17 protein-coding genes are annotated in these 24619 nt (G+C 74.6%); all 17 read right to left on the bottom strand.

Features of this window, described 5'->3' with window-relative positions; genetic code table 11:
* The coding region (locus tag GCU69_RS08575) for an ABC transporter ATP-binding protein (RefSeq protein ID WP_156205555.1) at positions 1 to 2007 on the bottom strand (2007 nt) is incomplete at its 3' end.
* A complete protein-coding gene (locus GCU69_RS08570; protein WP_156205554.1) occupies positions 2004 to 3950 on the bottom strand; it encodes an ABC transporter ATP-binding protein in 1947 nt (648 codons plus the stop codon). The genes GCU69_RS08575 and GCU69_RS08570, both read right to left, overlap by 4 nt.
* A complete protein-coding gene (locus GCU69_RS08565) occupies positions 3950 to 5248 on the bottom strand; it encodes a glycosyltransferase family 2 protein (protein ID WP_098750324.1) in 1299 nt (432 codons plus the stop codon). Before GCU69_RS08565 ends, GCU69_RS08570 begins: the two co-directional genes overlap by 1 nt.
* 55 nt (positions 5249 to 5303) lie before the next feature.
* A complete protein-coding gene (locus GCU69_RS08560) occupies positions 5304 to 5930 on the bottom strand; it encodes a phytanoyl-CoA dioxygenase family protein (protein ID WP_098750323.1) in 627 nt (208 codons plus the stop codon).
* Positions 5915 to 7411, bottom strand: coding sequence for a glycosyltransferase (locus GCU69_RS08555; RefSeq protein WP_156205553.1), 1497 nt, complete (start codon positions 7409 to 7411; stop codon positions 5915 to 5917). The genes GCU69_RS08560 and GCU69_RS08555 overlap by 16 nt, the downstream gene beginning before the upstream one ends.
* Positions 7401 to 8684, bottom strand: a complete 1284-nt coding sequence (locus tag GCU69_RS08550; protein ID WP_156205552.1) for a serine hydroxymethyltransferase — start codon at positions 8682 to 8684, stop codon at positions 7401 to 7403. Before GCU69_RS08550 ends, GCU69_RS08555 begins: the two co-directional genes overlap by 11 nt.
* Before the next feature lie 7 nt (positions 8685 to 8691).
* The gene (gene asnB / locus GCU69_RS08545) at positions 8692 to 10551 is read right to left on the bottom strand and encodes an asparagine synthase (glutamine-hydrolyzing) (RefSeq protein WP_156205551.1); all 1860 of its coding nucleotides are present in this window, start codon (positions 10549 to 10551) and stop codon (positions 8692 to 8694) included.
* 55 nt (positions 10552 to 10606) lie between these two features.
* Entirely contained in the window at positions 10607 to 11953 is a 1347-nt protein-coding gene (locus GCU69_RS08540; protein ID WP_156205550.1) for a glycosyltransferase family 2 protein, read from the bottom strand.
* Positions 11954 to 12487: 534 nt separating this feature from the next.
* The gene (locus GCU69_RS08535) at positions 12488 to 14443 is read right to left on the bottom strand and encodes an FAD/NAD(P)-binding protein (protein ID WP_235978334.1); all 1956 of its coding nucleotides are present in this window, start codon (positions 14441 to 14443) and stop codon (positions 12488 to 12490) included.
* An 88-nt stretch (positions 14444 to 14531) separates the two neighbouring features.
* Positions 14532 to 15743 carry an ROK family transcriptional regulator gene (locus GCU69_RS08530; protein ID WP_156205549.1) on the bottom strand — a complete coding sequence of 404 codons (1212 nt, stop codon included), beginning with the start codon at positions 15741 to 15743 and terminating at the stop codon, positions 14532 to 14534.
* A gap of 71 nt (positions 15744 to 15814) precedes the next feature.
* On the bottom strand, positions 15815 to 17749 hold the full coding sequence (locus tag GCU69_RS08525) for a DUF2264 domain-containing protein (protein WP_235978333.1): 1935 nt from the start codon (positions 17747 to 17749) through the stop codon (positions 15815 to 15817).
* Positions 17746 to 18771 (bottom strand): hydroxyacid dehydrogenase, encoded by a 1026-nt coding sequence (locus GCU69_RS08520; protein WP_098750318.1) that lies wholly within the window; start codon positions 18769 to 18771, stop codon positions 17746 to 17748. The genes GCU69_RS08525 and GCU69_RS08520 overlap by 4 nt, the downstream gene beginning before the upstream one ends.
* Before the next feature lie 65 nt (positions 18772 to 18836).
* Entirely contained in the window at positions 18837 to 19697 is an 861-nt protein-coding gene (locus tag GCU69_RS08515; protein WP_098750317.1) for a carbohydrate ABC transporter permease, read from the bottom strand.
* Complete coding sequence (locus GCU69_RS08510) at positions 19694 to 20689, bottom strand: carbohydrate ABC transporter permease (RefSeq protein WP_098750316.1); 996 nt, start codon at positions 20687 to 20689, stop codon at positions 19694 to 19696. The genes GCU69_RS08515 and GCU69_RS08510 overlap by 4 nt, the downstream gene beginning before the upstream one ends.
* Positions 20690 to 20824: 135 nt before the next feature.
* Positions 20825 to 22177, bottom strand: a complete 1353-nt coding sequence (locus GCU69_RS08505; RefSeq protein ID WP_156205548.1) for an ABC transporter substrate-binding protein — start codon at positions 22175 to 22177, stop codon at positions 20825 to 20827.
* 129 nt (positions 22178 to 22306) lie between these two features.
* Positions 22307 to 23449 carry a substrate-binding domain-containing protein gene (locus GCU69_RS08500; RefSeq protein WP_156205547.1) on the bottom strand — a complete coding sequence of 381 codons (1143 nt, stop codon included), beginning with the start codon at positions 23447 to 23449 and terminating at the stop codon, positions 22307 to 22309.
* 158 nt (positions 23450 to 23607) lie between these two features.
* Complete coding sequence (locus tag GCU69_RS08495) at positions 23608 to 24429, bottom strand: SAM-dependent methyltransferase (RefSeq protein ID WP_098750313.1); 822 nt, start codon at positions 24427 to 24429, stop codon at positions 23608 to 23610.
* Positions 24430 to 24619 lie beyond the last annotated feature (190 nt).

Genomic DNA, 24619 nt, shown 5'->3' with positions numbered 1-24619 from the left:
GGGGTCCGCCGGGGCACCGTCCGGAGCCGCGGTGCCCGGTGCAGTGGTGCCCGGTGCAGTGGTGTCAGGTGCAGTGGTGTCAGGTGCAGTGGTGTCAGGTGCAGTGGTGTCAGGTGCAGTGGTGTCCGGCGCCTCAGTGTCCGGGACCCCGGTGTCCGGGACCCCGGTGTCCGGGACCCCGGTGTCCGGGACCCCGGTGTCCGGTGAGGCGCCCGGGCCGCCGCGCCGGTAGGCCGCGGCCTGGAGGGTGTATAGCTCCGCGTAGAGGCCGCCGCGGGCCAGCAGCTCCGTGTGGCTGCCCGCTTCCGCGATTCCGCCGTCGGCGACGACGACCACGAGGTCGGCCGACCGCGCGGTGGAGAAGCGGTGGGTGACGAACAGCGTGACGGCGCCCGTCCGCCGGCCCGCCCGCCTCGCGTTCCGGGCGTACCGTTCGAACAGCCGGTGCTCGGCCTCGGCGTCCAGGGCCGAGGTCGGCTCGTCGAGCACGAGCAGCAGCGGCTCTTCGCGCATCATGGCGCGGCCCAGGGCGAGCTTCTGCCACTGGCCGCCGGAGAGTTCGGCGCCGTCGGTGTAGGACTTGCCGAGCGGGGTCGCCAAGCCGTCCGGGAGCCGGTCCAGGACGTCAGCGGCACCGGCCCGGCCGAGGGCGGCCGTGACCGCCGCCCCGTCGTCGAGCGCGGGCAGGTCACCGACGCCCACCGCGCGCCCCGCGGGCAGTTCGAACCGCACGAAGTCCTGGAATCCGGCGGCGATCCGGGACCGCCAGTCCTCGACGGGCATCCGGCGCAGATCGGTGCCGTCCACGGTGACGGTGCCCTCGGTGGTGTCGTGGAACCGGCAGAGCAGCTTCACCAGGGTCGTCTTGCCCGCGCCGTTCTCGCCGACGAGGGCGACCGTGGAACCGGCCGGCAGCCGCAGATCGACTCCGGAGAGCACCGGCCGCCCGCCGCCCGGATAGCCGAACGCCACCCCGCGCAGCTCGATGCCGTCCCGGAGGACCGGCGGGACGTCCGCGTCCGGTGGCGGGGGCGCCTGCCGGGCGACGAGGTCCCGCAGCCAGCGCAGCCGGGTCAGCGCCTCGGCCATCCGCTGGAGTTCGCGCAGCAGCGTGACGGCCTGGGTGACCTGCTGGTTGACCTGGGACGCCAGCGTGATGACGAGCACCACGTCGCCGACCGTGCCGCGGCCCGCGACGACCTGCCGGACGACGAGCAGCACCGCCCCGATGTAAGCGGCGGAGAAGACGAGCTGCCCGCCGGCGGTGAGCAGCAGCGCGCGCTTCTCGGCCCGCCACATGCGGTTGGCGGCCCGGTCCCAGGCGGTCTCGTGGCGGCGGAGCACCTCCCGCTGGAGCCGGAAGACGCGGAGTTCCTTGGCGGGTCCGGCGCCCGTCGCGAGGCGGAACAGATGGCGGCCCTCACGGGAGGCGGGGGCGGCCGCGTCGCGGGCCCGGTCCAGCACGCGCTGCGCGCGGCGGCTGGTGACCAGGGGCGGTATCGCGGCGAGCGGGAGCAGCAGCAGCGCCGGGTGCGCGAGGGCGAGCAGCAGGCCGGTGACGACCATGGCGAGGGCGAGCGAGACGACGGACAGCAGGCCGTACATGCCCCAGCCGAGCCGTTGCAGTTCCTCCTTGAGCACGCCCATCTTGTCCGCGTACTCGGGGCGTTCGTGGTGTTCCAGTCCGGCCGAGCCGTTGGCCAGGTCGATGAGTTCCCGGTCGAACTCCAGGATGTTGATCTCGGACAGTTCGTAGTAGGCGATGTGCGCGAAGTGGCCGAGGGTCAGCGCGCAGATGGCCAGCACCGCGACGGCGAGCCCGGCGGTGGTCGCGCCGGCGGTGTCGCGCGCGACCACGGCGTCCGCCGTCCGCTGGAGGGCGAGGGCCAGCAACGGCAGGGCGACCGCGTTGAGCAGCATCAGCACGACCGAGACGGCGGTCTTCACAGGGCTCTGCCGCCAGGCCATGCCGAGCATGGTCCAGCAGCTGCGGACGGTGTCCGTCACGGCGTGTCCTCCGTCGGCTCGGCCGGTGCGGGCACGGCGGGGGCCGCCCCGGGCCGTTCCGGCTCCGCGAAGCGTTCCGCCTGGAGCCGGAACAGCTCGGCGTAGCGGCCGCCGCGGGCGAGCAGTTCGCCGTGCGTGCCGTCCTCCGCGACCCGGCCGTCCTCCAGGACGACGATGCGGTCGGCGTGCCGCACGGAGGAGAAGCGGTGCGAGATGAGCAGCGTCGTCACCCCGCGGGTCAGTTCGACGAACCGGCTGAAGAACTCGCGCTCCGCGCGCACGTCGAGCGCGGCCGTGGGCTCGTCCAGCACCAGGACCCGGGCCCCCGCGTCGAGGGCGTACAGCGCGCGGGCGATCGCCACCCGCTGCCACTGGCCGCCGGAGAGCTGGGCGCCGCCCTCGTACTGCCGGGAGAGCGGGGTGTCGTAGCCGCGCGGCAGCCGCTCCAGCGCCCCGGCGACGCCGGCCTTCTGAGCGGCCGAGCGCACCGCGGCGGCGTCCGGCGGTCGTTCGACGGCACCGAGGGCTATGTTGTCGGCGGCGGACAGCTCGTACCGGTTGAAGTCCTGGAAGATGACCGCGATCTGCCGCCGCCAGGAGTCGACGGCGAAGGTCCGCACGTCCTGGCCGTCGACGAGGACGGTGCCCCCGGTGGGCTCGTACATCCGGGCGAGGAGCTTCACCAGCGTCGTCTTGCCCGCGCCGTTGAGGCCCACGATCGCTGTGCACTCCCCCGCGCGCAGGACGAGGTCCAGGCCGTCGAGCACCGGCCGCCGGCCGCCGGCGTAGCGGAAGGAGACGTCGCGGAAGCGGACGCCCTCACGCGGCAGGCCCCGCGCGTCGCCGGTCGCGTCCGCGGTGACGTCTCCGGGCAGCCGCTCGGCCAGCCGGCTCTCGAAGTCCGCGAGGCCGCGTACGGCGTCCATGCCGAACTGGGTGTTCGCGTCGGACTCCGGATAGTGCTCGCCCAGCAGCAGCGCGGCGACCGCGGCCTGGAGAGCGAGGGCGAGGGCGGTCAGCGAGAACGTCCCCGCGGCGGCGCCCCGCGCGGTCCAGGCCGTCACGGCGCCCGCGGTGAGGAGCCCGAGCGCGGTGTAGCCGAAGTACGGCTTCAGATAGATGCGGCGCCGGGCACGCCACATCGGGTACAGCGAGTCGAGGTGACTGCTCCGGTACCGGTCGCTGAGCCAGCCCACGAGTCCGAACACCCGGATCTCCTTGGCGGCGTCGACGCCGGTGGCGACGTCCCGGAAGTAGGCGGCCTCCCGCTCGGCGGGCAGGTGTTCCTTGAAGACCCGGGCGTACTTGCGCTGGCCGCCACGCTGGCCGTAGCGGAACACCAGGGCCGCGCCGAGGATCGCGGCCCCCGCCGCCGGAGCCGTCACCGCTCCGACGAGCACGGCGAGCGCCAGCAGCCGGGTGTAGCGGGCGACGAGGGCCAGCAGTCCCGCCGTGGCGTGTCCGGGCGTGTGCCAGCTGGTCTCCAGCCGGCGGCTCGCCTCGCGGAGCGCGTCGAGGGTCCGCTGGTCCTCGAGCGGGGCGATGCCCACAGCGGCCAGCGAGGAGGCCATCAGTCGGCGGGTGAAGTAGCCGTCGACCCGCCGCTGCACGCGTTCACCGAGCGCGGCCTGGAGCGGGGCGAGGACCTGCTGCCCGGCGAAGGCGGCGGAGGCGACGAGGAACGCGGTGACGAGTGCGTGCCAGGCTGCCGAGTCCGTGCCGCCCCTCACCGCGTCCGGCACCCGGCCGATGAGCACGCTGGTCTCGACGACGAACAGCACCGGCATCAGCCCGAGCAGGACGTTGACGGCCAGGAGAGCCGCGGCGAGCCCGGCCCCGGCGTGCGGGAGCTGACGCACGATGAGCAGCCGCGGCGCGACCGCCTCGGCCCGGTAGGCGTCCCACCGCTCCCGGATCCCGGCGCGCCGCTCGTCCCCGGCCATCAGCGGCGCTTGGCGCGGATCACGGCGGCCCGCTCCCCGTCGTGCACCACGCGGGCGTCGCAGCAGGCGGCGAGCAGGTCGCACACGTACTCCGGGTCGCCGGCGAGCCCGGCCGCGGCCGCCCCGGGCACCGATTTCGTGTGGCAGAGGTACACGGCCCTCGCCACCCGCAGCCCCTCCAGGATCAGCCGCGACAGGTGTTCGGGCGTCAGCACGCGCCAGAGGTCGAGGTTCACCAGGTCGGCGAACCGGTGGTCCGGGTACGGCAGGTGGATCCCGACGAGCCCGGGGGCCTCGCCGCTCTCCGGCGGCCGGTGGTCGATCAGCTCGACCGGACCGCCCTCGGCCGGCTCCCACGACCGCTTGGCCAGGCCCGCCCCGACCACCAGCCGGCCGGGGGCGAGCGGCGCCGGGAGCGCGGCCAGCGCCTCGTCCCGGGCCGCGCCGGGGACGGCGGCGTGCAGCAGGCGGAGCCGCCGCAGATAGACCGGCAGGGTGTCGCAGACGCTCAGCGGCCCCTCCTCGACGAACTCCGTCTCCAGGCCGCGGTGCTTCTCCGTGATGTACGGCAGCATCCGCTCGGCCTGGGCCCAGTTGTCCCGCTCCCGCCGGAAGTGCGGCAGGTGGTGGCAGAGAGCGTCCGGGTCGAAACGGAAGTGGCCGGGGGCCCGTCCGGCCGCCGTGAACAGCCGGTAGGACAGCTCCAGGTCTTCGTGGCCCCAGCCCGCGAACGCCTCGTCGAAGCCGCCGCAGGCGCGGAACGCGTCCGCGGGCACCGACATGTTGTGGCTGTAGCCGAAGATCCACGGCACCGGATGGCGGTCGAACGCGGCGGGGTCCAGCCCCGTCCGGTAGCGCATGTCCTGCCCGTACGCCGGGCCGCGGCCCTCCCCCGCGCGGACGGCGGGGGCGCCGGCGGCCGCGCCCCAGTCGCCCTCCCGGCGCGCGCCGAGCAGCACCTTGTCCGGGTGGGTGCGGTGGAACCGGGCGTGGGCGGCGAGCAGCGCCGGGTCGGCGAGGGAGTCCGCGTCGAGGAAGAGGAGCCGTTCCCCGGAGGCCTCGGCGGCCCCGCGGTTGCGGGCGGCCGCCCGGCCCCGGTTGACGGGCTGCCGGAGCAGCCGGACGGGCAGCCGGTCCCGGTGCCGGGCCACGACCGGTGCGACGCCGTCGCCCGAGTCGTCGTCGACGACCAGCACCTCGAACGGGCCCGGGTCCGGGCTCCGGTCCGCGAGCGCGCCGAGGGTGAGGTCCAGGCAGCGGAGCTGCCGGTAGTGCGGGATGACCACGGAAAGGCTCATGGGAGGGCGGGTCCTTCTGTGTCCGGTGCGGGCCGGCCGCGCGGCGGCCGGGGCGTCAGGCGGCGAGCCACTGGAGGGGCCCGTCGATGCCGGTGTGGTGCGGCGTGTTCAGGCCGGTGTCGTACACCGATTCGGGGATGACGCGGAAGTCGAAGCTGACCCGGGTCCGTTCGGAGCCGTTGCGCACGTTGCCGTGCATCAGGTCGGCGCTGTCGAAGACCAGCATCCGCCCGTACGGCATGACCGCCGGCCGGTAGTCGCCCCGCCCCTCGGCGGACTCCACCCACAGGGTGTTCTCCTCCGTGACGTCCGTCAGCGGCACCCAGAAGGTGATCTCGGCGGAGTTGTGCCCGCCCATCCGGTCCTGGTGGTAGCTGCCGACACCGTGCCGCCCGGGCAGCTGGATCCGCCAGTTGGGGACGTTCTGGTAGCGCACGGGCTCACCGACCAGTTCGGTGACGGTGGTGGCCACGAAGCGCCGGTAGAGGTCCTCGAAGGCGGGCCCGGTGTCGTAGAGCCGCTGGTGCAGTTCCGAGGCCTGGTTGCCGAAGCCCGGGGTCTCCTCCTCGGGCGTGCACCACTCGTGCCAGCGGGCGAGGTCCGGGACCCCGACCGCCGAGGAGACGGCTCTTGCGAAGTCGAACGCCGTGGTGTCGTAGCCCACGATCAGTTTGTTGAGCATGGCGTTTCCCGTTCTCTGTCGTCCCCGGGCACGGCGGTGCGGGCCGCCGCGATGCGGAAGCGGGGCTCGTGGCCGATGAGATGGCTGAGTTGCAGGTCGATGCCGCCGATGTTGCTGAGGTCCTCGCCGTGCAGCAGGCTCTTCCGCAGGAAGGAGACGGTCTTGCCGCGGTGCCGGGAGCGGGCGAGGAGCGTGGCGAGGGTGGCGAAGTAGCCGGGCCGGCCGCGCTCGTGAAGCGCGACGAAGGGCCCGCGGATGCGGGAGATCAGGGCGTCGGCCTGGGCGGGGCCGGGCACGGAGCGCAGTCCGGCGGTCCGTATCCGGGAGATGAAGTCGCGCTGGACTCCGGTCGGTTCCGCCCCCGCGCCCGTGTCCGCGCCGGGCCCGTCCAGGACCAGGGACAGCAGCAGCCGGTCGTGACGGGCGTAGGAGCGGTGCCCCTCGGCGCGCGGCGGGGCCTCGCCGGACTCCAGCAGATCCGCGGCGTGACCGGTGTCGACGTCCCCGAGGCGGGCCGCGAAGTGCGTGGTGAACTCGCGGTCCGTGCGGTAGGCGGTGGGTACCAGCGCCTGCGCGGGCAGCAGTTCCGAGGTGGCGGCGTGCGCCGAGGCCAGGACGGGCGTGCCGATGTAGGAGGCCTCGACGAGGACCCGGCCGAAGGTCTCCAGTGACGAGGTCGACGGGAAGAAGAGGGTGTCGAACGTCCGGTAGTGCTCCCACAGCCGGGCCCGGTCGATCGGCGGGGTCCAGCGGTAGCCGGGGAGGTCCGGGCCGCCCTGCGCGCCCGGGCCGCGGCGCGGCGGGCTCCCCTCGCCCACGGCGTGCAGCTCGAAGCGGCCCGGGGCGCGCCGGTTCAGCTCGGCCAGCAGGTCCAGCGCCTGGGCGTGGTTCTTGTCGTCGGTCAGCCGTCCGACGAAGCCGATCCGCCGGGTGCGGCGGGCCCCCGGCCGGCGGACCGGGCCGCGGCTCCCGGTCCAGGAGTTCTCCAGTTCCGGTGGGAACCAGTGCAGCAGCGGATAGCAGACGGTCTGCGCGGTGCCGGCCAGATGCGGGAAGAGCGCGCTGAACAGGGCCAGTGAGTAACGGGAGGAGTGATAGAGGACGTCACCGCCGCGCAGATACGGTGCGGCCAGCGCCTCCTGCTGGAGATAGCCGTTCCACAGCGCGGTCCGCACGTCCCGGACGATGCGGAAGCGGAGCCCGAGGCGCTCCCGGAGGTGGAAGTACAGATAGGCGTGCGGACCGGCCGTCGCGACCACCACGTCGCAGCCCGCGAGCGTCTCCCGGGCCACGGCGTCGCTGCGGCACAGCTCGACGACGTCGTGCGGCCGCGGGTCCACGGCGTCGGAGCCGCGCAGCAGCCGTCCCAGCTCGGTGTACGCGAAGTTCGCCCCGTCCTTGCCGGGGTGGCGGGTGTAGGTGCGGAAGGCGTGGAAGCCGACGCGGGTGCGGCGGGACGGGGCGGGCGCTTCAGCGGGCATCGGCGACCGCCGGTGCCGCCGCGGCCAGGGGCGCGAGGTCGGCCAGGGCGTCGTCCGCGCGGGGTTTGTCGCGCAGCGCCGTGGTCCGCGCCCGCAGGGCCGCGGGGGCGGAGTCCCAGCGTTCGGCCAGCACCGCTTCGAGCACGATGCCGGCCAGCTCCCGGATGTCGTCGGCGTCGAAGCCGCGGGAGGTGACGGTGGGGGTGCCCAGGCGCAGGCCGCTGGCTTGGAAGGGCGGGCGCGGGTCACCGGGCAGCAGGTTGCGGTTGGAGAGGATCCCGAGGTCCTGGAGCCGGCGCTCGGCCTCCTGTCCGGACAGTCCGGTGCGGGTGAGGTCGATCACCAGCAGATGGGTGTCGGTGCCGCCGGAGACGAGGTCGAGGCCGCCGTCGAGCAGATGGCCGGCGAGGGCGCGGGCGTTGCCGACGACGCGCTGCTGGTAGGCCCGGAACTCCGGGGTGGCGGCGTCGTACAGGGTCTCGGCCAGGGAGATCAGCCCGGCCAGGCCCACCGAGGACTGGAGGCCGGGGAAGACGGCCGAGTCCACCGCCGGGCGCAGTTCCTCGGAGCACAGCACGATGCCGCCGCGGGTGCCGCGCAGCGTCTTCTCCACGGAGGTGGTGACGACGGTGCCCGGCTGGTCGCACGGATTGTCGTGCAGCCCGGCGGCCACCAGCCCGGCGATGTGCGAGATGTCGGCGACGAGCCGGGCCCCGACTTCCTGAGCGATCTTGGCGAACAGGGCGAAGTCGACGGCCCGGGGGTAGGCGGAGTAGCCGGCGACGAGGACCTTCGGCCGCTCGCGTTCGGCGATCTCGCGGATCTCGTCGTAGCGCAGCAGCCCGCTCTCGGTGTCGACGTCGTAGTGCACGACCCGGAAGAGGTCGGTGACCAGGTGCTTGCGGTGGCCGTGCGAGAGGTGCCCGCCGGAGGCCATGGACATGGACAGCAGGGTGTCGCCCGGCCGCATCAGCGCGCGGTAGGCGGCGAGGTTGGCCAGGGAGCCGGAGACCGGCTGGACGTTGGCGTGTTCGGCGCCGAACAGGGTGCGGGCGCGGAGCGCGGTCAGCCGCTCGATCGCGTCGAAGTTCCCGGTGCCCGCGTACGGCTTGCGGCCGACGTGCCCCTCGGCGGACCGGAACTGGGCGACGCCCCAGTCCCGGTTGTCGCGGACGTCCGCGACGGGCGCGTTGGACGCGGCGATGAGGTCGATGACGTTGAGATAGTGCTCGTCCTCGCGGCGGAGCAGCCGCTCGATTTCGGTGTCGCGCATCAGGTGCTTACCCCGTTTTCTGTCCGTGGTCCGTTGTGGCGTTCTTCGGTGAGCCGTTCTCTGCGGGACCGCCCCGCGGGGCGCCGCCCCCCGGCGGCCGGTGGGCGGCGCGCAGGGCGGCGTACCAGGTCTCGAACATCAGGGCCTTGTACGAGAGCGAGGTGCCCGATCCCACGCCGGTGCGGCCGCGCGCGGCGCGGACCGCTCCGGCCGGGCTGAGCACACCGGCCGAGCGCAGCCAGCCGTCGGCCACGCGGTCGCCGTGCGCGGCGAACAGGGCGGCGTGCCAGTCCCGGGTCGGCGTGTAGAACGGCGTCTTGGGCTTGCCCGCGACGAAGCCGGGGACCAGCGGGGCGGCGGCCGCGCGGAGCCGGTCCTTGGCGGGCAGTGCGTCGTCCCGGGCGTGTTTGCGCAGGCCGGTGACGAGGTCCACGAAGCAGTGGTCCAGCAGCGGCAGCCGGGTCTCCACGCTGTGCGCCATGCACAGCCGTTCGGTCTGGGCGACGCCGTTGGAGCGCAGATAGGTGTCGGCGAGCAGCCGGGTGAGGCGGACCGGGAGGGTGGTGCCGGTGTCCGGTCCGCTCCCGGGCCCGCTGCCGTCGTCGTCCGGGAGCCGGTGCGGCCAGTCCGGGGAGCAGAGCCCGGGCAGCAGCCGGGCGCTGTCCCGGACGACCTCCATGTGCCGGTAGAGGAGGCCGCGGGTGACGCCGGCCGGGTCGTGGCCGGCCAGCGCGGCGCGCGCGGTGTCCACCCAGCGGTAGCCCCAGAAGAGTTCGTCGCCGCCGTGGCCGAGGAGCAGCACCCGGCAGCCCTCGTCGTGCGCGGCCTTGGCGACGGCGTGGTAGGCGGGTCCGGCGAGGTCGGCCACGGGGTGGTCCAGGGCCTGCACCAGGGCGTCGAAGTCCTCGGCGACGTCTGCGGGAGACAGCTCGACATGGGTGAGCCGCACGCCGAGTGCGGCCGCGGCCCTCGTGGCGTGGCGCCGTTCGTCGATGGCCGGGCGGCCGGCGTAGCCGACGCCGACGGCGGTGACGCCGGGGGCGTTCGCGGCGGCCAGGGAGGCGACGATCGTGGAGTCGAGGCCGCCGCTGAGGGCGACGGCGATGGGCGCGTCGGAGCGTACGACGATCCTGCCGATGTCCCGCAGCCCGGCCTCCAGCACGGCCGCGGGGTCTCCGGGGAGTGCGGGTGCCGCCTCCAGGTCCCAGTACACCCCGGTGCGGCTCTTGCCGGTGTCGAGGTCGAGGTCGAGCCAGCTGCCGGCCGGGAGCTGGCGCACCCCGGCCAGCAGGGTCGCCGGTTCGGGGACGTACTGGTAGTGGAGGTATTCGCGGAGGCTGCCGTGGTCGATCTCCAGCGGTACCAGCCCGGAGCGGAGCAGTGCCGTCATCTCCGAGGCGAAGCACCACCCGTCGGGGGTCTCGGCGAGATAGAGCGGCTTCTCCCCCATCCGGTCGCGGGCCAGCAGCAGCCGGCGTTCCGCCGGGTCGAGCAGTGCGAGGGCGAACATGCCGCGCAGGCGTTTCAGGGCGTCGAGGCCCTCGTCCTCGTAGAGGTGGAGGATCACCTCGCAGTCGCCGCCGGTGGTGAACCGGTGGCCGCGCGCCTCCAGTTCGCGGCGCAGCTCGACATGGTTGTAGATCTCACCGTTGACCACGAGCGTCAGGTCCGTGCAGGCGCTTCTCAGCGGCTGGGAAGCCGCTTCCGGACCGATGACCGCGAGCCGGCAGGCGCCCAGCGCGACGCCGTCCGCGACCGCGGCCCCGCGGCTGTCCGGGCCCCGGTGCGTCATCGCGTCGAGCATCGCCGCGACGGCGTCCCCGCCCTTACCCCGCCGTTCCCCGACGGCACCACAGATCCCGCACATACGTTCCCCCGTTGGTCGTCTGGTCGCCGCCGGCTGCCCGCCCCGCGGCCGGCGGTCAGGCCGCGGGCGTCCCCCGCCGGGCGCGGCCCGGCCGGCGCTCCCGGCCGGCGGGTACGACGGTGAGCACGGTGCCGGTGCCGGGCACGGCCTCGCGGGTCACGCGGAAGGCCGGGGCCAGCAGGTCGGTGAAGTAGTCGAGGTCCGTCAGCGGGTCGAAGCCGAGTGCCGGTCCGCGGTCGGTGAGTTCGTCCGAGGCGGCCAGCAGCAGGGTGCCGGCCACGGTGAGCGACTCCGCGATGAACGGCAGCAGGTCGGGCAGCCGGAGCAGCCGCCAGAAGTCGGTGCTCAGCACGGCGTCGAACGTTCCCTCGGCGAAGGGCACGTCGACGCCCAGCAGATGCAGATTGGTGTCCGTGACGGGGCGGCCGTAGTCGAAGGTCATCCCGTTGGGTCCGGCGAGGGGCGCGGTGTCGTAGCCGACGCACAGCGCCCGGGAGCCGTCGCCCAGCAGCCGCTCGGCGACGGGGCGCCAGGGCTCGGCCGAGCAGAGCTTCTCGCGGCGGCAGATGTCCATGACCGTGCGGTAGTCCGCGACGCGGGCGGCGATGTCGGCGAGGGAGCCGGCCAGCACCTCGGGCAGCCCGGAGACGAGTTCCACCTCGAAGTGGCGGTGCTTGTCGCGCAGGTGGGCGAGGCTTTCGCGGTGGTCGGCGTAGGTCCGTTCCAGATCGCGGTAGTGCGGCAGATGCCAGCACAGGATGGACGGCTCGTAGTGGAACTTGGCGGCGTCCCGGCCGAGGTGGCGGAAGAGACGGTACGAGAAGTCGAGGTCCTCCCCGCCCCAGCGGGTGCCGAAGTCCTCGTCGAACAGCCCGACCGCGAGAGCCTCCGCCCGGCCGACGGAGAGATTGTGCGAGAAGCCGTACAGCCAGGGCTCGTCCTGGATGGTGGCGGCGCGTACGTCGTGCCCGCCGGGCGGCGCGGTGGGCAGCGGCCCGCCGTCGGAGACCTCCCGCAGCACGGCCCAGCCCTGCGCGGCCAGTTCGCCGCGGCCGCCCATGACGACGGCGTCCGGGTGCTTCTCCCCGGTCTCGTGGTGCCGGGCGAGCAGGTCGGGCGGGCAGAGCGAGTCGTTGTCGAGGAGCAGCACGCGGTCGCCCCGGGCGGCCCGGATGCCGGCGTTGCGCGCCGCCGACCGGCCGCGGCGGGCCGGGAGCGGCAGTTCGGTGAGGCGGAACGGCACGGTGTGGCGCAGCTCATCGAGCCGCTCCGGTACGGGGCAGCCGTCGTAGACGACCACGACTTCGTACAGATCGGCCGGGAGCGTCTGCCGGGTGAGCGAGCGCAGGGTGAGCTCAAGGCACTGCGCGTTGTAGTAGCTCGGGATCACAACGCTCAGCATGGGTCTCTCCACAGGCCGCGGCTCGATCGGGACGGATGGTGCCAGGTATTCGTCAACGTGATGGACCAAATAGTTCAGCAAGGTTTGTGGGGCGTCAAGCCTCTTCTGTGACAGGTGAGTTCGGGGAATGAAGGCTTCCGGCACCACGGGCCGCCCGGTGGGGCGTCACCGCGCCAGAAGATGAACTCTGTCCGTCGGCGGCACTAAGTCCGGTACGTGGACCGACGGCCCGGGACGGGCGGGGGCGGCGCGACGGGGACGCGGCGAGGCGGCGCGCGACGGCGGTATGGCGCCATGACGGCACGGGGCCGCGGCGCTACGGCTGCGCGCGCTACGGCTCCGCGGCTCTGCGGCTCTGCGGCTCTGCGGCTCTGCGGCACGGTGCTGCGGCGCGGTGGGCGACCGGGCGGCGCCGGAACCGGGCGTGAGGCGGCCGGACGGCGACGCGATCACACCCTGGCACGGCGGCACGGCGGCACGGCGGCGCGGCGGCGCGGCGGCTCTGTGGTCGCGGATTCCGTGCCCGGCCGCTGCCTAGTCCGTGCCGCCCGGCAGGCCCCGCAGCACCGCCCGGGCCACGAGGTCGCCGTGCCGGAAGGTGATGGCGTTGGTGCGGGGCAGGGCGAAGGCGCGGGCCCCGCGCAGCGAGGTGTTCCAGCCGAGGGCGAAGCGCGCGGGCTGCGGCCGTCCCGCGGTGTCCAGGAGACGCCCCTCCGGGTCGACCGCGATCCGGCCCGTCGGATGCCGGTAGCCGCCGGACGGATCGGCCAGCACCTCCTCGGCGGCCTCCCCCGCGTCCCGCAGGGCGCCGAGCAGCGGGTCCGCGGTGTGCTCGACCGTCGGGGCGGGCAGCCGCGCGTCGATGAGCACCCGGGCGGTGACCTCGCCGGGGGCGTTGGCCCCGCGGGCCCGGAAGACCCCGCGCGTCCGGTCGGCCTCGACCCGGGTGCCGGAGCCCAGGAACGTCACGACGCCGCTGCGGCACAGCGCCAGCAGCTCCTCCGCCCGGAACGCGGGCGGCCCGCTGGCCACGAAGTTGAACAGCGAGAACCACGCCCCGTCCAGGTCCTCCGTTTGCGACCGCGCACTGAGCAGCGGGCGGACGCGGGGCAGCCGTCCGAACAGCATGAGCAGCGCCGAATACAGGGCGGTGTCGGCGGAGCAGGCCGGGTCGCCGTTGCGGGCGAGGTCGCGTTCCAGATGCGCGCAGAGGTGCTTCTGGAGCGCCTCCGGTGTGGGCGCGGTCAGCCCCCGCAGGGGCTCGCGGAGTTCGTCGAGGTCCAGCCGGTCGGAGGAGTCGGGCACCGCTGCGGCGACCAGGGCGGCCGTCGCCTCCGGGGTGTCCGCGGCGTCGTGCCGGGACTCGAACTCGGCCCAGGACATGGCGGTGCGCCGGGGCTGGGCGGTGAACAGCTCGCGGTAGTAGGCGTGCCGGAGTTCCTTCGCCAGCAGCGGCCACAGTTCACGGCGGAAGTCCACGGGGCGCCGCTCGGCCGCCGCGCGGGCGGCCGCCGAGTCGACGGCCGCGTCCGTGAAGTGGCGCGGCTGCTCCGGCTTCGGCGCGAGCAGGGTGTGCCGGGGCTTGCAGCGGTACGGCAGCCCGCGCCGGGACCCGGCGTACAGCCGGGGTTCGCGGCCGCTGGGCAGATAGCGCAGGGCCCCGCCGGGTTCGCGGACGTAACGTCCGCCGCGGCCCTCGGTCAGCAGCGCCATGAAGTCGAAGAAGGCCAGGCCCAGTCCTCGTACGACGACGTCCGCGCCGGCGGGGACGGCGGAGAGGTCGAGGTCCGCGGCGTAGCCGGGCGGGAGGTGGAGCAGCCCGTTCTCGGCGGCGAACGCCGCGAGTTCCGCGTCCCGGCCGGACGGGCGGGCGTCCACATGGCCCAGTGCCAGCACGACCGCGTCGGCCGGCAGTCCGGCGCCGTCGGCCGTGCGGATCAGCTGACGGCCGTCGGCGCGGCGCTCCAGCGCGGTCGCCCGCCCGGCGTGGGCGAACACCCGCACACCCGGAGGTGCCTGGCCGGCCAGCTGGTGGAGGAACCAGGTCAGATAGGCGCCCTGCAACCGGCGCGGCGCGAAGGACCGCGGCCCGACCGGCGGCACGTCGTCGCGGAGCCGCTCGTCGGCGACCGGGGGCAGTTCGCCGGCGGCGGTGGCGGCGGCCCATGCGTCCAGTGCCGGGCCGGGGCGCACCGGGCCGGCGCACTCCACGGACTCGTCGGGGAACAGGGTCACGTCCCGGGCCGGCGAGTTCATCCGCATCAGCGGCGACTGGCCGGTGCGCCAGACCCGGCCCGCGCCGGGCGGAAAGGGGTCGACGAGCACGATTTCGAGGGCGCGGCCGGGGGCCAGGACGGGCGCGTTGGCGAGCAGCCGTTCGACGAGGCCGACGCCGACGGGCCCGGCGCCGACGACGGCGATCCGAGCGCCCGGGCGGTCCGGGAGGCGTGCGGGAGGCTGCGGCAGAGTTGATCCGGACGCTGCGGTCACGCGCGTATTAGATCCACACTCCGCGCCGGGTCACAACCGGATTGGGCGTCCGGCGGGTTGGGCGCCCGCCGTTCCGCCCGGACCCGGCTCAGCGCAGCAGCCGGGCCGGATCGGCGTGGATCCGTTCGATGACCAGGCCCGCGGCCCCGAGCACGGCCGCCTCTCCGGCCAGCGGAGAGACCACCACGGGAGGCACGGCGCCGTAGAGCGCCCCGTTCTCGAGCGCCGCTTCCACCGGTGTACGGATCCACCGGGCCAGCGGGGAGAAGATGCCGCCGAGCACGACCGTGTCGGGATCGAGCACCTTGACGGTCGCGGCGAGCGCGGTCCCCAGATCGCGCCCCGCCACGGCCACCGCTTCCCGCGCCTGCGCGTCGCCGGACCGCAGCAGCCGGACCAGGGCCGAGATCGATTCCCTGGGCCCGGCCGAGGAACCGGGCGTCACCCCGGTCAGCCCGGCGGCCCGCAGGATCGCCTCCTGCCCGGCGACCCGTTCCAGGCAGCCGCGGCCGCCGCAGGTGCACTCCGGCCCGTCGGGCGCGACCGCCATGTGGCCGAGTTCGCCCGCGAATCCGTGCGCGCCGCGGAAGACCTGTCCGCCGACGATGAGCCCCGCGCCGATCCCGATCTCGCCCGAGACGTGCAGGAAGTCGCCGAGCGGCCGGCCCGCGCCGAACCAGAGTTCGCCCAGCGCGGCGAGGTTGGCCTCGTTGTCGTGGCCGACGGGCAGCAGCAGCGGGGGCAGCACGTCCCGCAGCAGGGCGGCGGCCGGGACGTCGTGCCAGCCGAGGTTCGGCGCGTGCACCACCCGCTCGCCCGCGAGGACTCCGGGGATCGCGACCACGGCGCCCGTGACGCTCAGCCCCTGCTCGGCCGCCGCGTCGACGGCCTGGTGGGCGAGCCGGGACAGGCCCGCCGCGGTGTCCTCCGGGGACCGGGCGCGGTTGTCCGCCGTGACCAGGTGGCGGTAGCGGATCCGGCGCCCGAGGTCGAGCACGCAGGCCGCGAGATAGTCCACGTTGATCTCCAGGCCCAGCCCGGCGGGGCCCTCGCCGTTGACGGTGACACCCACCCCCGGCCGGCCGCGCTCCCCCTCGTGCACCAGGTCGCCGTCCCGGACGAGTCCCGCCTCCGCCAGCACCGCCAGCAGGTTGGAGACCGTGGTCTTGGTGAAACCGGTGTGTGCGGCGAGCCGTGCCCGGGTGACGGGCCCGTGCGCCGAGATCTCGCCCAGCAGCACGGCGAGATTGCGTTCCCGCATGGTGCCGTGCCGCATGGGCTCCCCGCCGACTCTGAGCATGGCCACAGGCTAACCGCCGACCCCGGGACCCGTGTTGAGCAGGGTTGATGCCGGTACGGGAGCGTACGGGATCACTCGGCGCCGCCGTGTGACACGGCGAGCGGGTCGAACGCGACGCGGGTGACGGCCCCGTCCTGCGTCCACCGCACCTCCGCCGCCCCGCGGTCCGCCGCCGTCACGACCGCGACCCCGGCCGGCGGCCGCGGGGACGGGCTGCCGGTGAGCGAGGCGAGGGCGACGAGGACCGCCGTGTCCTCCCCGGGCGCCGCGGACAGCCGGGGCAGCACCGCCCAGCGGGTGAACGCGGTGCCCTGCGGGGCCCGTACCTCCTGCGGCTCGGGACCGGACCAGCCGTGCAGGCCGAGGAGTTGGGAGGTGAGCGGCTCACCTTCCGCCGGGCCGGGCGGCACGGCCCAGCCGGTCAGCCGCACCCGCGCGGCCGGAGGCAGCCCGGTGACCCGGTGGACGCGCAGCTCGTACCGGCCGCGGACGACGGTGACGCTCGTGACCCGCAGCCCGGGCACCATGGGCGGCCCGGCGGGGAAGACCGGCCGGTGCCAGGACGCGGCCCAGCCCCAGCCGTCGCCGCCGCCCGCGCCCAGCGGGTGGATGCGGCTGCGGACGGACAGGGTGCCGCCCCGCTCGACGGACAGGTGGTTGTCGGCGGTGTTGCCGGTGGCCGTCGGCCCGGTGCGGGTGGAGTAGGCGAGCCGGCCGTAGAGCGGGTCGTGGGTCCCGGGCGCGTCCCCCTCGTGCGGCCGGACGTGGTCGCTGCCGTGGTTGTGCAGCCGGGCGAGACCGTCGGCGCCGGTCGTCTGCACCAGCAGTCCCGGCGCGGGCAGCGCCAGCACCCGGTCCGGGCCCTCGGCGGGCGCCGGTTCCTCCGGGGCGGTCCACAGCGCGTCGCCGGCGGGGGCGAGCAGCGCGACGAACGCCTTCGAGGCCCAGTACGGGGAGCCGGGCCCGGAGTAGCTCTGGAGCGTCGCCTCGTGCGGCCCGTACCAGCCGAGCGAGAGCAGCCCGTCCTCGGCGCCCGCCGCGCCCCGGTCGAGGAAGTGCCGCAGACAGCCGCTGAGGAGCCGCCGGGAGGCGCCGGGCGTGAGCGGGGTGTGCCCGGTGACGGCCCCGAGGCCCACCGCGGCCCCGGCGGCGAAACGGTACGTCATGGAGCGCCCGAAGTGGACGGGCGCGCCGTCGCCGCCGAACAGCAGGGCGAAGCCCTCCAGGTGTTCGCGCAGCCGGGGGCCGTACCGGTCCAGCAGTGTCCGGTCGCCGGCGAGGTGGGCGTGCAGCAGCGGATAGAGGTGCAGGGCCCAGCCGTTGTAGTGGTCGAAGGCGCGTCCGTCGCCGTCGGCGTACCAGCCGTCGCCGCGGTACCAGCTCTCCAGCAGGCCGAGGCCGCGCTCGACGGCGCGTTCCGTCTCGCGGTCGCCGCGCCCCACCGATTCCAGGAATCCGGCGACGGTGAACGGGAACAGGTACCAGTTGTTGGGGGCCGGCGTGTGCCGCAGGGCGCCGCGCAGCCACTCCTCGGCCCGGTCCCGCACACCGTCGTCGAGCCGGTCCCAGAGCCACGGCCGGGTGAGCCGCAGTCCGAGCGCCACCGAGGCGGACTCGACCATGGGCTGGCCCTGGACGTGGTGGTCGAGGATCAGCGGCCAGGACTCCTGGTCCGCGCGGCCGGGGCCGCGGGTGCCGGCCGCGAGGCCGTCCGCGTACCGGCCGAGCAGGCCGCGGGGGTCCGCGCCGCCCGCGCCGGCGGTCCGGAAGGCGGCGGCCAGGAACGTCCGGGCCCACGCCTCCAGCCCGTCGGAGCGGACCCCGGAGCGGGAGGGCCGCCCCGGCAGGTCGAGCAGCGCGCCGCCCGGGGTGGCCCAGCGCCAGGCGGCACGGACCAGTCCGTCGGCGGCCCTCTCCCAGTGCTCCCGGGTCCAGCCGGTGTACGGGCTCAGGGAGCGGTCCTCGGCGGGCATCCGCAGCAGGTCGTGTGTGACGGGGGCGCTCATGCCAGGAAGGCCAGCCTTTCGCGTCGTACGGGATGGGCGAAGCCGTCGCCCGCGGCCCAGCGGGCGACCTCGGCGGTCGTCAGATCGGCGAGCCGCTGCCACTCGTTGCCCTGAGAGCCCGCCAGGTGCGGGGTGATCAGGGCGTTCTCGCAGTCCCACAGGGGGTGCCCGGGCGGCAGCACCTCGGGCTCGGTGACGTCGAGGACGGCGTGGACCCGGCCGGCGGCCACCGCCTCGGTCAGCGCGTCCTGGTCGACGACGGCGCCGCGCGCGGTGTTGACCAGGGTCGCGCCGGGACGCATCGCGGCCAGCAGCTCCCGGCTGACGAGCCCGCGGGTCTCGGGCAGCAGCGGGGTGTGCACGCTGACCGTGTCGCTCTCCTCGAACAGTTCGCGCAGCCCGACGGGGCGCGCCCCGAGGGCTTCGGCCCCGGCGGTGTCCACGTACGGGTCGTACAGCAGGACGCGCAGGTCGTACGGGCGGAGCAGCTCGATGACCCGGCGGCCGATCAGCGACGCGGAGCAGATGCCGACCGTACGGCCGTAGTTGCCGAGGGTGCGGTCGGTGCGCAGCCAGTTCTCGGGAGCGCGGGCGGCCCGGTAGTCGCGGGCGCGTTCCAGGACGCGTTTCCCGGCGAGCAGGATCATCGCGACGGTGTACTCGGCGACCGGGAGGGCGTTGGCCGCGGCGGCCGACGACACCTCCAGGCCCCGCTCCCAGCATGCCTCGGTCAGATGCTGGCGGACGCTCCCCGCGGTGTGCGCGACGGCCCGCAGCCGGGGCGCGGCATCCAGCACGGCGGCGTCGACGGGCGGGCAGCCCCAGCCGGTGACGAGCAGCTCCGTGTCGGCGAGTACGGCGCGGGCCCGGTCGCCGGCGAAGTCGTCGAGTACGGGCGGCGGCGCCAGGTCGCAGACGGCGGCGAGCGCCGCCAGCCCCTCGTGGCCGGGGCCGAAGACGGCCGTGGCGGCGTCCCGGCTCATGGCGAGGGCGGTGCGGGGCCGGTGGCGCGCGGTCGGCATCAGGGTCCTCCGGTTGGTCGTGGTGGGATGCGCCGCGGGCGGGGTGCGCCGCGGACCTCCGGGCCCTATTTGACCGCGCCCGCGGTGAGACCCGACCGCCAGAAACGCTGGAGCAGCATGAACGCGAGAATCAGCGGGACCACCGCGAGCAGCGAGCCGGTGACGACGACCGGGTAGTACTCCGGTGAGACGGTGGCCGAGCTGTTCCAGGCGAAGAGGCCGAGGCTGACCGGGTAGAGCTGCTGGTCGGAGAGCATCACCATGGGCAGGAAGAAGTTGTTCCAGATGGCCGTGAGCTGGAAGAGGAAGACGGTGACGACACCCGGGCCGAGCATGCGCAGCGCGACCCGGAAGTAGCTCGCCAGTTCCCCGGCGCCGTCGACGCGCGCCGCTTCCAGCACCTCGTCGGGGACGTAGCCGCGGCTGAAGATGCGGCCCAGGTACACCCCGAACGGGTTGAAGAGAACGGGGACGAAGACCGCCCAGAAGGTGTTGACCATGCCGACGCCGGAGGCCATGAGGTAGAGCGGCAGCGCGAGGACGGTCTGCGGGACCATGACCGCGGCCAGCACCAGGCCGAACAGCTTCTCCTTGTGCCGGAAGCGGTACTTGTCGAACGCGTAGCCGCAGGCGGTGCTGATGAGGGCGCCGATGGCGGCGCCGACCACCGCGTACAGCAGGCTGTTCAGATACCAGCGCCCGTAGAGCCCGCCGTCCATGGCGAACAGATCGCCGATGTTGGCTGCCAGGGAGAAGTCGCCCGCCGAGAGCAGGTCGCTGCTGAACAGCGCGTCCCGGTTCTTGGCCGCGGCGAGGACCAGCCACAGCACGGGCAGCAGGGTGTAGAGCACCGAGATGCCCACGACGGTGTTGACGGCGGTGCGGCCCAGGGCGCGGGGGCGCAGAGCGGGCGTCGTGGCGCTCATCGGGCGGCCTCCTCGGCGGTGTCCGCCCGGTTCGTCCAGCGGGTGACGCCGTACGACAGGGCGATGGTGCAGGCGAGCAGCACGACGGACGCGGCGGCGGCCAGGCCGTAGTTGTTCCGGGTGAAGGCCGCGTCGTAGATGTACATGCTGGGGGTGAAGCGGGAGTTGATCAACGGCGCGGACTGGCTGAGCAGCATCGGTTCGGTGAACAGCTGCATGCTCCAGATCAGGGTGAACATGGCGACCATCACGACCGCCGGGCGCAGCAGCGGCGTCTTGACCCGCACTGCCGTGCGCACCGGGCCGGCGCCGTCGACCACGGCCGCCTCGATCACCTCGCGGGGCACGGCCTGGAGCGCGGCGTACAGGATGATGACGTTGTAGCCGAGGTTGCTCCACATCGCGATGTTGGCGATGGAGGGGATGACGGCGTTGATCCCGAGGAAGTCGACGGTGATGTCGGCCCGGGCGAGGAGGTCGACGACCGGGCTGAGGCCGGGGGTGTAGAGGTACAGCCAGATGATCGCGGCGATGATGCCGGGCACGGCGTGCGGCAGGAACAGCGACAGCTGCGCCCAGGCGCGCAGCCGCACCGCGCCCGAGTCGAGCAGCAGGGCGAGCGCCAGCGCGCACAGCACCATCAGCGGGATGTAGAGCAGGCAGTACAGGGCCACGGTGGCCAGGCCGCCGAGGAAGGTCGGGTCGGTGAGCGCTGCCGTGTAGCTGCGCAGCCCGACGAAGACGGTCCGCTCGGGGCCGAAGCCCAGGCCCGGCTGGTCGGCTCCGAAGAAGCTCAGCCAGAGGGCGGTGCCGACGGGGACCAGGAAGACGGCCACGAGCAGCACGAAGAACGGGGTCATCAGCAGCGCGCAGGCGCCCAGCCTGCGGCGCCCGGCCCGGCGTGCCGACGCCGGCGGTGCGGCCGTGGCCGGGGCCCGGGCCGGGCCGGCGGGCCGGGAGTCGCCGGTGGTCGCGGACACGGTCGTGCTCATGGGCCCACCTGCCTTTCTGCGCGGTCGGATCGGTCGGCTGCCGGGGCGGCCGGTGGTCTGCTGCGGTGCGCGGCTGTTGCGGTACGGGACTGCTGTCGTGCGGGACTGTTGCGGTGCGGGGCTGCTGAGCCGCCGTCAGTTGCTGTGCTCGGTGGTGGCGAGGCCCAGCGCCTTCAGGTCGGGCATGGTGCCGCGCTGCGCCTGGCGTACGGAGTCGATGAGCGAGCCGCGTCCGTGACCGACCCGGGCGAAGCCGTCCTGCATCACCTTCTGGGTCGCCGTCATGCGAGGGCCCCAGGTCCAGCTGTCGTCGATCATCTCCGCCTCGCGGCGGAACAGCGCGTAGATGTCCTGGCCGCCGTAGTACGTCCGGTCGAAGGCCTCGCGGCCGACCTCGATCAGCTCGGGCGCGGCGGGCAGCTGGCTGCTGGCGCCGCTGGACAGCCGGGCGCGCAGCGCGTCGGGGTGGCTGACCTGCCAGGCGATGAACTCCATGGCGGCCTCGGGGTTCCGGGAGTCCTTGGTGACGGCGAAGGTCGAGCCGCCGTGGGTGCCGGTGGCGGGGCGGCCGGTGTCCCACTGCGGCAGCGGGGCCACGGCCCACTTGCCCGTCTGGCCGGGGTGGGAGTTCATCTGGGCGCCGGCGTCCCAGGCGCCGCTGAGCTTGGCCAGCAGCTGCCCCTGGCCGATCTGGGCGGTGTGCCGGGTGCCCTCGGTGGCGTTGATGTGGACGAGGTCCGCGTCGACGAGGCGCTGCCAGTACGCGGCGACGCGGCGGGTGGCGGCGTCGGCCATGGAGACGTTCCAGGCACCGTCGGAGGTGTCGAACCAGCGGGCGCCGGCCTGCCAGGAGTACGCGGCGAACTGCGTCATGCCGTCCGTGGGGAACAGCGCGAGGCGGCGGTCGTCCGGGGCCCGGTCGCGCACCCGGCGGGCGGCCTCCTCGAACTCGTCCCAGGTCGCGGGCGCCCCGTCGACGCCGTACTCCCGGAACAGGTCGGTGCGGTAGTGCAGCACCATCGGCTCGACGTCGAGGGGGACGGTGAAGGTGCGGCCCTCGAAGCTGGTCAGGCCCCAGGCCTGCGGCAGCAGCTTCGCGCGCAGGTCGTCCCCGACCAGGTCGGTGATGTCGCGGGCGACGCCGTCGATGGCGAACCCGGGGACCTGCGGGTATTCGATCGTGGCGACGTCCGGGGCGTTTCCGGCCCGGGCGGCGTTGCTGAGCTTGGCGTAGCCGCCCTGTCCGCCGCTGGGGATCTGCTGGAAGTCGACCTGGACGCGGTCGTGGGTGCTGTTGAAGGCGTCGACGACTTCCTGGCTGCCGCGCAGCGCGGACCAGAAGGTGACCCGTACGGGCCGCCTGCCGCCGCTTCCGCCGCGCGCGGCCGGGGTGTTGTCCTCGACGCCACCGGTACATGCCGCCGTCGCGGCCAGCGGCAGTGCGGCCGTCGCGGCGAGCACGGACCGGCGGCTGAGTCGACCGTGCATGGTGGGCCTCCCGCGGCTCGGTTCGGGACACGGGAATACTGATCGCACACGGCAACCCGGTCAATAGACCGGTCAGAAGAAACTAAAACGGTCAATCGATCGCGGTCCCGACCTGCGGAAAACGCCGGTTCACCCGGCTCCGGCCGCGGCGGGGACGGCCGAGCCGCGGACCTTCAGCTCCGGCAGCAGCTCGATCCGGCGCACCGGGGCCGGGCGGGCGCCGGCCGGCTGCCGCAGCCGGTGCAGCAGCAGTTCGGCGGCCGCCCGCCCGACCTCGGCCTTGGGCGGGGCGACCGCGGTGAGCGGGGTACTGCCGAGGGCGGCGACCACGTCGTCGTAGGCCACCACGGAGCAGTCCCCGGGCACCCGGATCCCGGCCTCCGCCAGCTGCTCGACCAGCATCAGCGCGTCCACGTCGCCGTGCAGCACGGCGGCTGTCGCACCGCGCCGCCGCAGCAGGTCCGCGAGGCCGGACGGGTCCCAGGCGCGGCTGCCCGGCGGACCCGGCACCGCGTCGGGGGCGCTCAGGGTGACCGCCCAGTCCGCCACCTCCGGCCGGGCGGCGGCGATCTCGCGGAACGCGGCCCGCAGCGCCCGCGCGGTCGGGCTGTCGTCCCGGGCGGCGAGCACGATCCGGCTGTGCCCGAGGGAGAGCAGATGGTCCAGGGCGAGGTGGACGCCGTACCAGTGGTCGGAGCAGACGGAGTCCAGCGCGTGCCCCGCGCTGCCGGGCCGCGGCCGGCGCTCCATCAGCACCGCCGGCACCCCGAGCGCGCCCAGCCAGCCGTGGTCCCCCTCCTCGGCGTCGGCGCCGCGCCAGCGCGGGGCCAGCAGCAGCCCGCGCACGCCGCTCGCCAGGGCTCGTTCCGCCATGGCCCGTTCTCCGCCGCCCGCCTGCGGCGTGATGTGCAGCGCGACCCGCAGGCCCGCCTCCTCCAGCACGGTGCGGGCGCCGTGCAGCGCCTCGAAGAGGTACGTGTGCCGCTCGGGGACCACCAGGCCGACCGTGTCCCCCTCGACGGCGGCCGGCCGGCCCGCCGGCACACCCGCCGGCACAGCGGACCCGGCGGGCGCCGCCGCGTCGGGGACGGCCGGGCGGGCCACGCCGTGCCCGCGCCGCAGCTTGCCGAGCCGCGCCAGTTCCTCCACGTCCCGGCGGAGCGTGACCACCGAGACCTCCAGCTCCTGCGCGAGATCGGCGACCCGCACCGGCCCCCGCGCCGCCAGGACCGCGAGGATCCGCTGCCGTCTCAGGTCCACCGGCTCCCGCATGCCGCCCCGCCCCTCGTGTTCGTTTGAGCGTTTCGGGCGCAGCATAACGATCAGCGTGCCGTACGGACAGCGAAAAGCGGCGCCCCGTCGTCGGGGACGCCGCTTCGCGGAACCGCCCGGCCCGGAACCGCCGGGCCCGCACGGGCCGGAGGCGCGCCTCAGTCCTGCGGTTTGCGTCCGAGGCCGCCCGCGACGAGCAGTCCGGCGATGTCCAGCGGTGCCTCGACCGGCTCGTCGGGCATCCAGTACGGCAGGTACACCACACCGGGCTCGACCATCTCCAGGCCCTCGAAGAACGCGGCGATCTCCGCCATGCTGCGCAGCTGCCCCCGGCCGAGCGCCTGCCGGAGCACCGACTCCAGCCCGCGGGCCTGCGGCGTCGAGGAGCAGAAGTGCGTCAGCAGCAGATAGCTGCCCGGGCTCATCCACTTCTTGTACGTCTCCACCAGCCCGCACGGGTCCTCCTCGTCGAGGAGGTGGTGCACCACGGCGTTGAGGATCAGGCCCACGGGACGGTCGAAGTCCAGCAGCCCGGTGACGTCGGGATGGTTCAGCAGGTGCTGCGGCTCCCGGATGTCGGCGGTGACCACGACCGTCCGGTCGTTCCTCGCGAGCAGCGCCCGGCCGTGGGCGAGCACGATCGGGTCGTTGTCGACGTAGACGACCCTGACCTCGGGGTTGATCTCCTGGGCCACCTCGTGGGTGTTCTGCGCGGTGGGCAGGCCGGAGCCGATGTCGAGGAACTGGTCGATGCCCTGGCGGGCGAGGTGGCGCACGGCGCGCACCAGCAGCCGGCGGTTGGTCCGCGCCCCCTCGCCGCCGTCGGGAAAGGCTCTGCCCACCTCCTCCGCGATCTCCTGGTCCACGGGATAGTTGTCCTTGCCGCCGAGAATGGCGTCGTACACCCGGGCGATGCTGGGCACGGAGGTGTCGATCTCGGGCGGTTCCTGGGACGACTGGGTCGCGCTGTCCTCGGCCATGTGCTGTTGTCCTCCTGCGATGTGATGGAGCGTCGGGTTGCGGGCCGTGCGGTGACCGCGGGGGCGCCTTTCGGCGCGGGGGGCCGCCGCCCGCCGGACTCCGGGTGGTCACGCCGGGGTCCGTGCTCGGACGTTCATACGTCGCTTCGGTCAGCAGCTGGGTGCGTGGTGTGGCCGGCGCGGGCGGGCC

The sequence above is a fragment of the Streptomyces lycii genome, from assembly GCF_009735685.1.
Taxonomy (GTDB): Bacteria; Actinomycetota; Actinomycetes; order Streptomycetales; family Streptomycetaceae; genus Streptomyces; species Streptomyces lycii.
The sequence above is the reverse complement of the archived record's forward strand: the minus strand, read 5'-3'. Positions and strand labels throughout refer to the sequence as shown.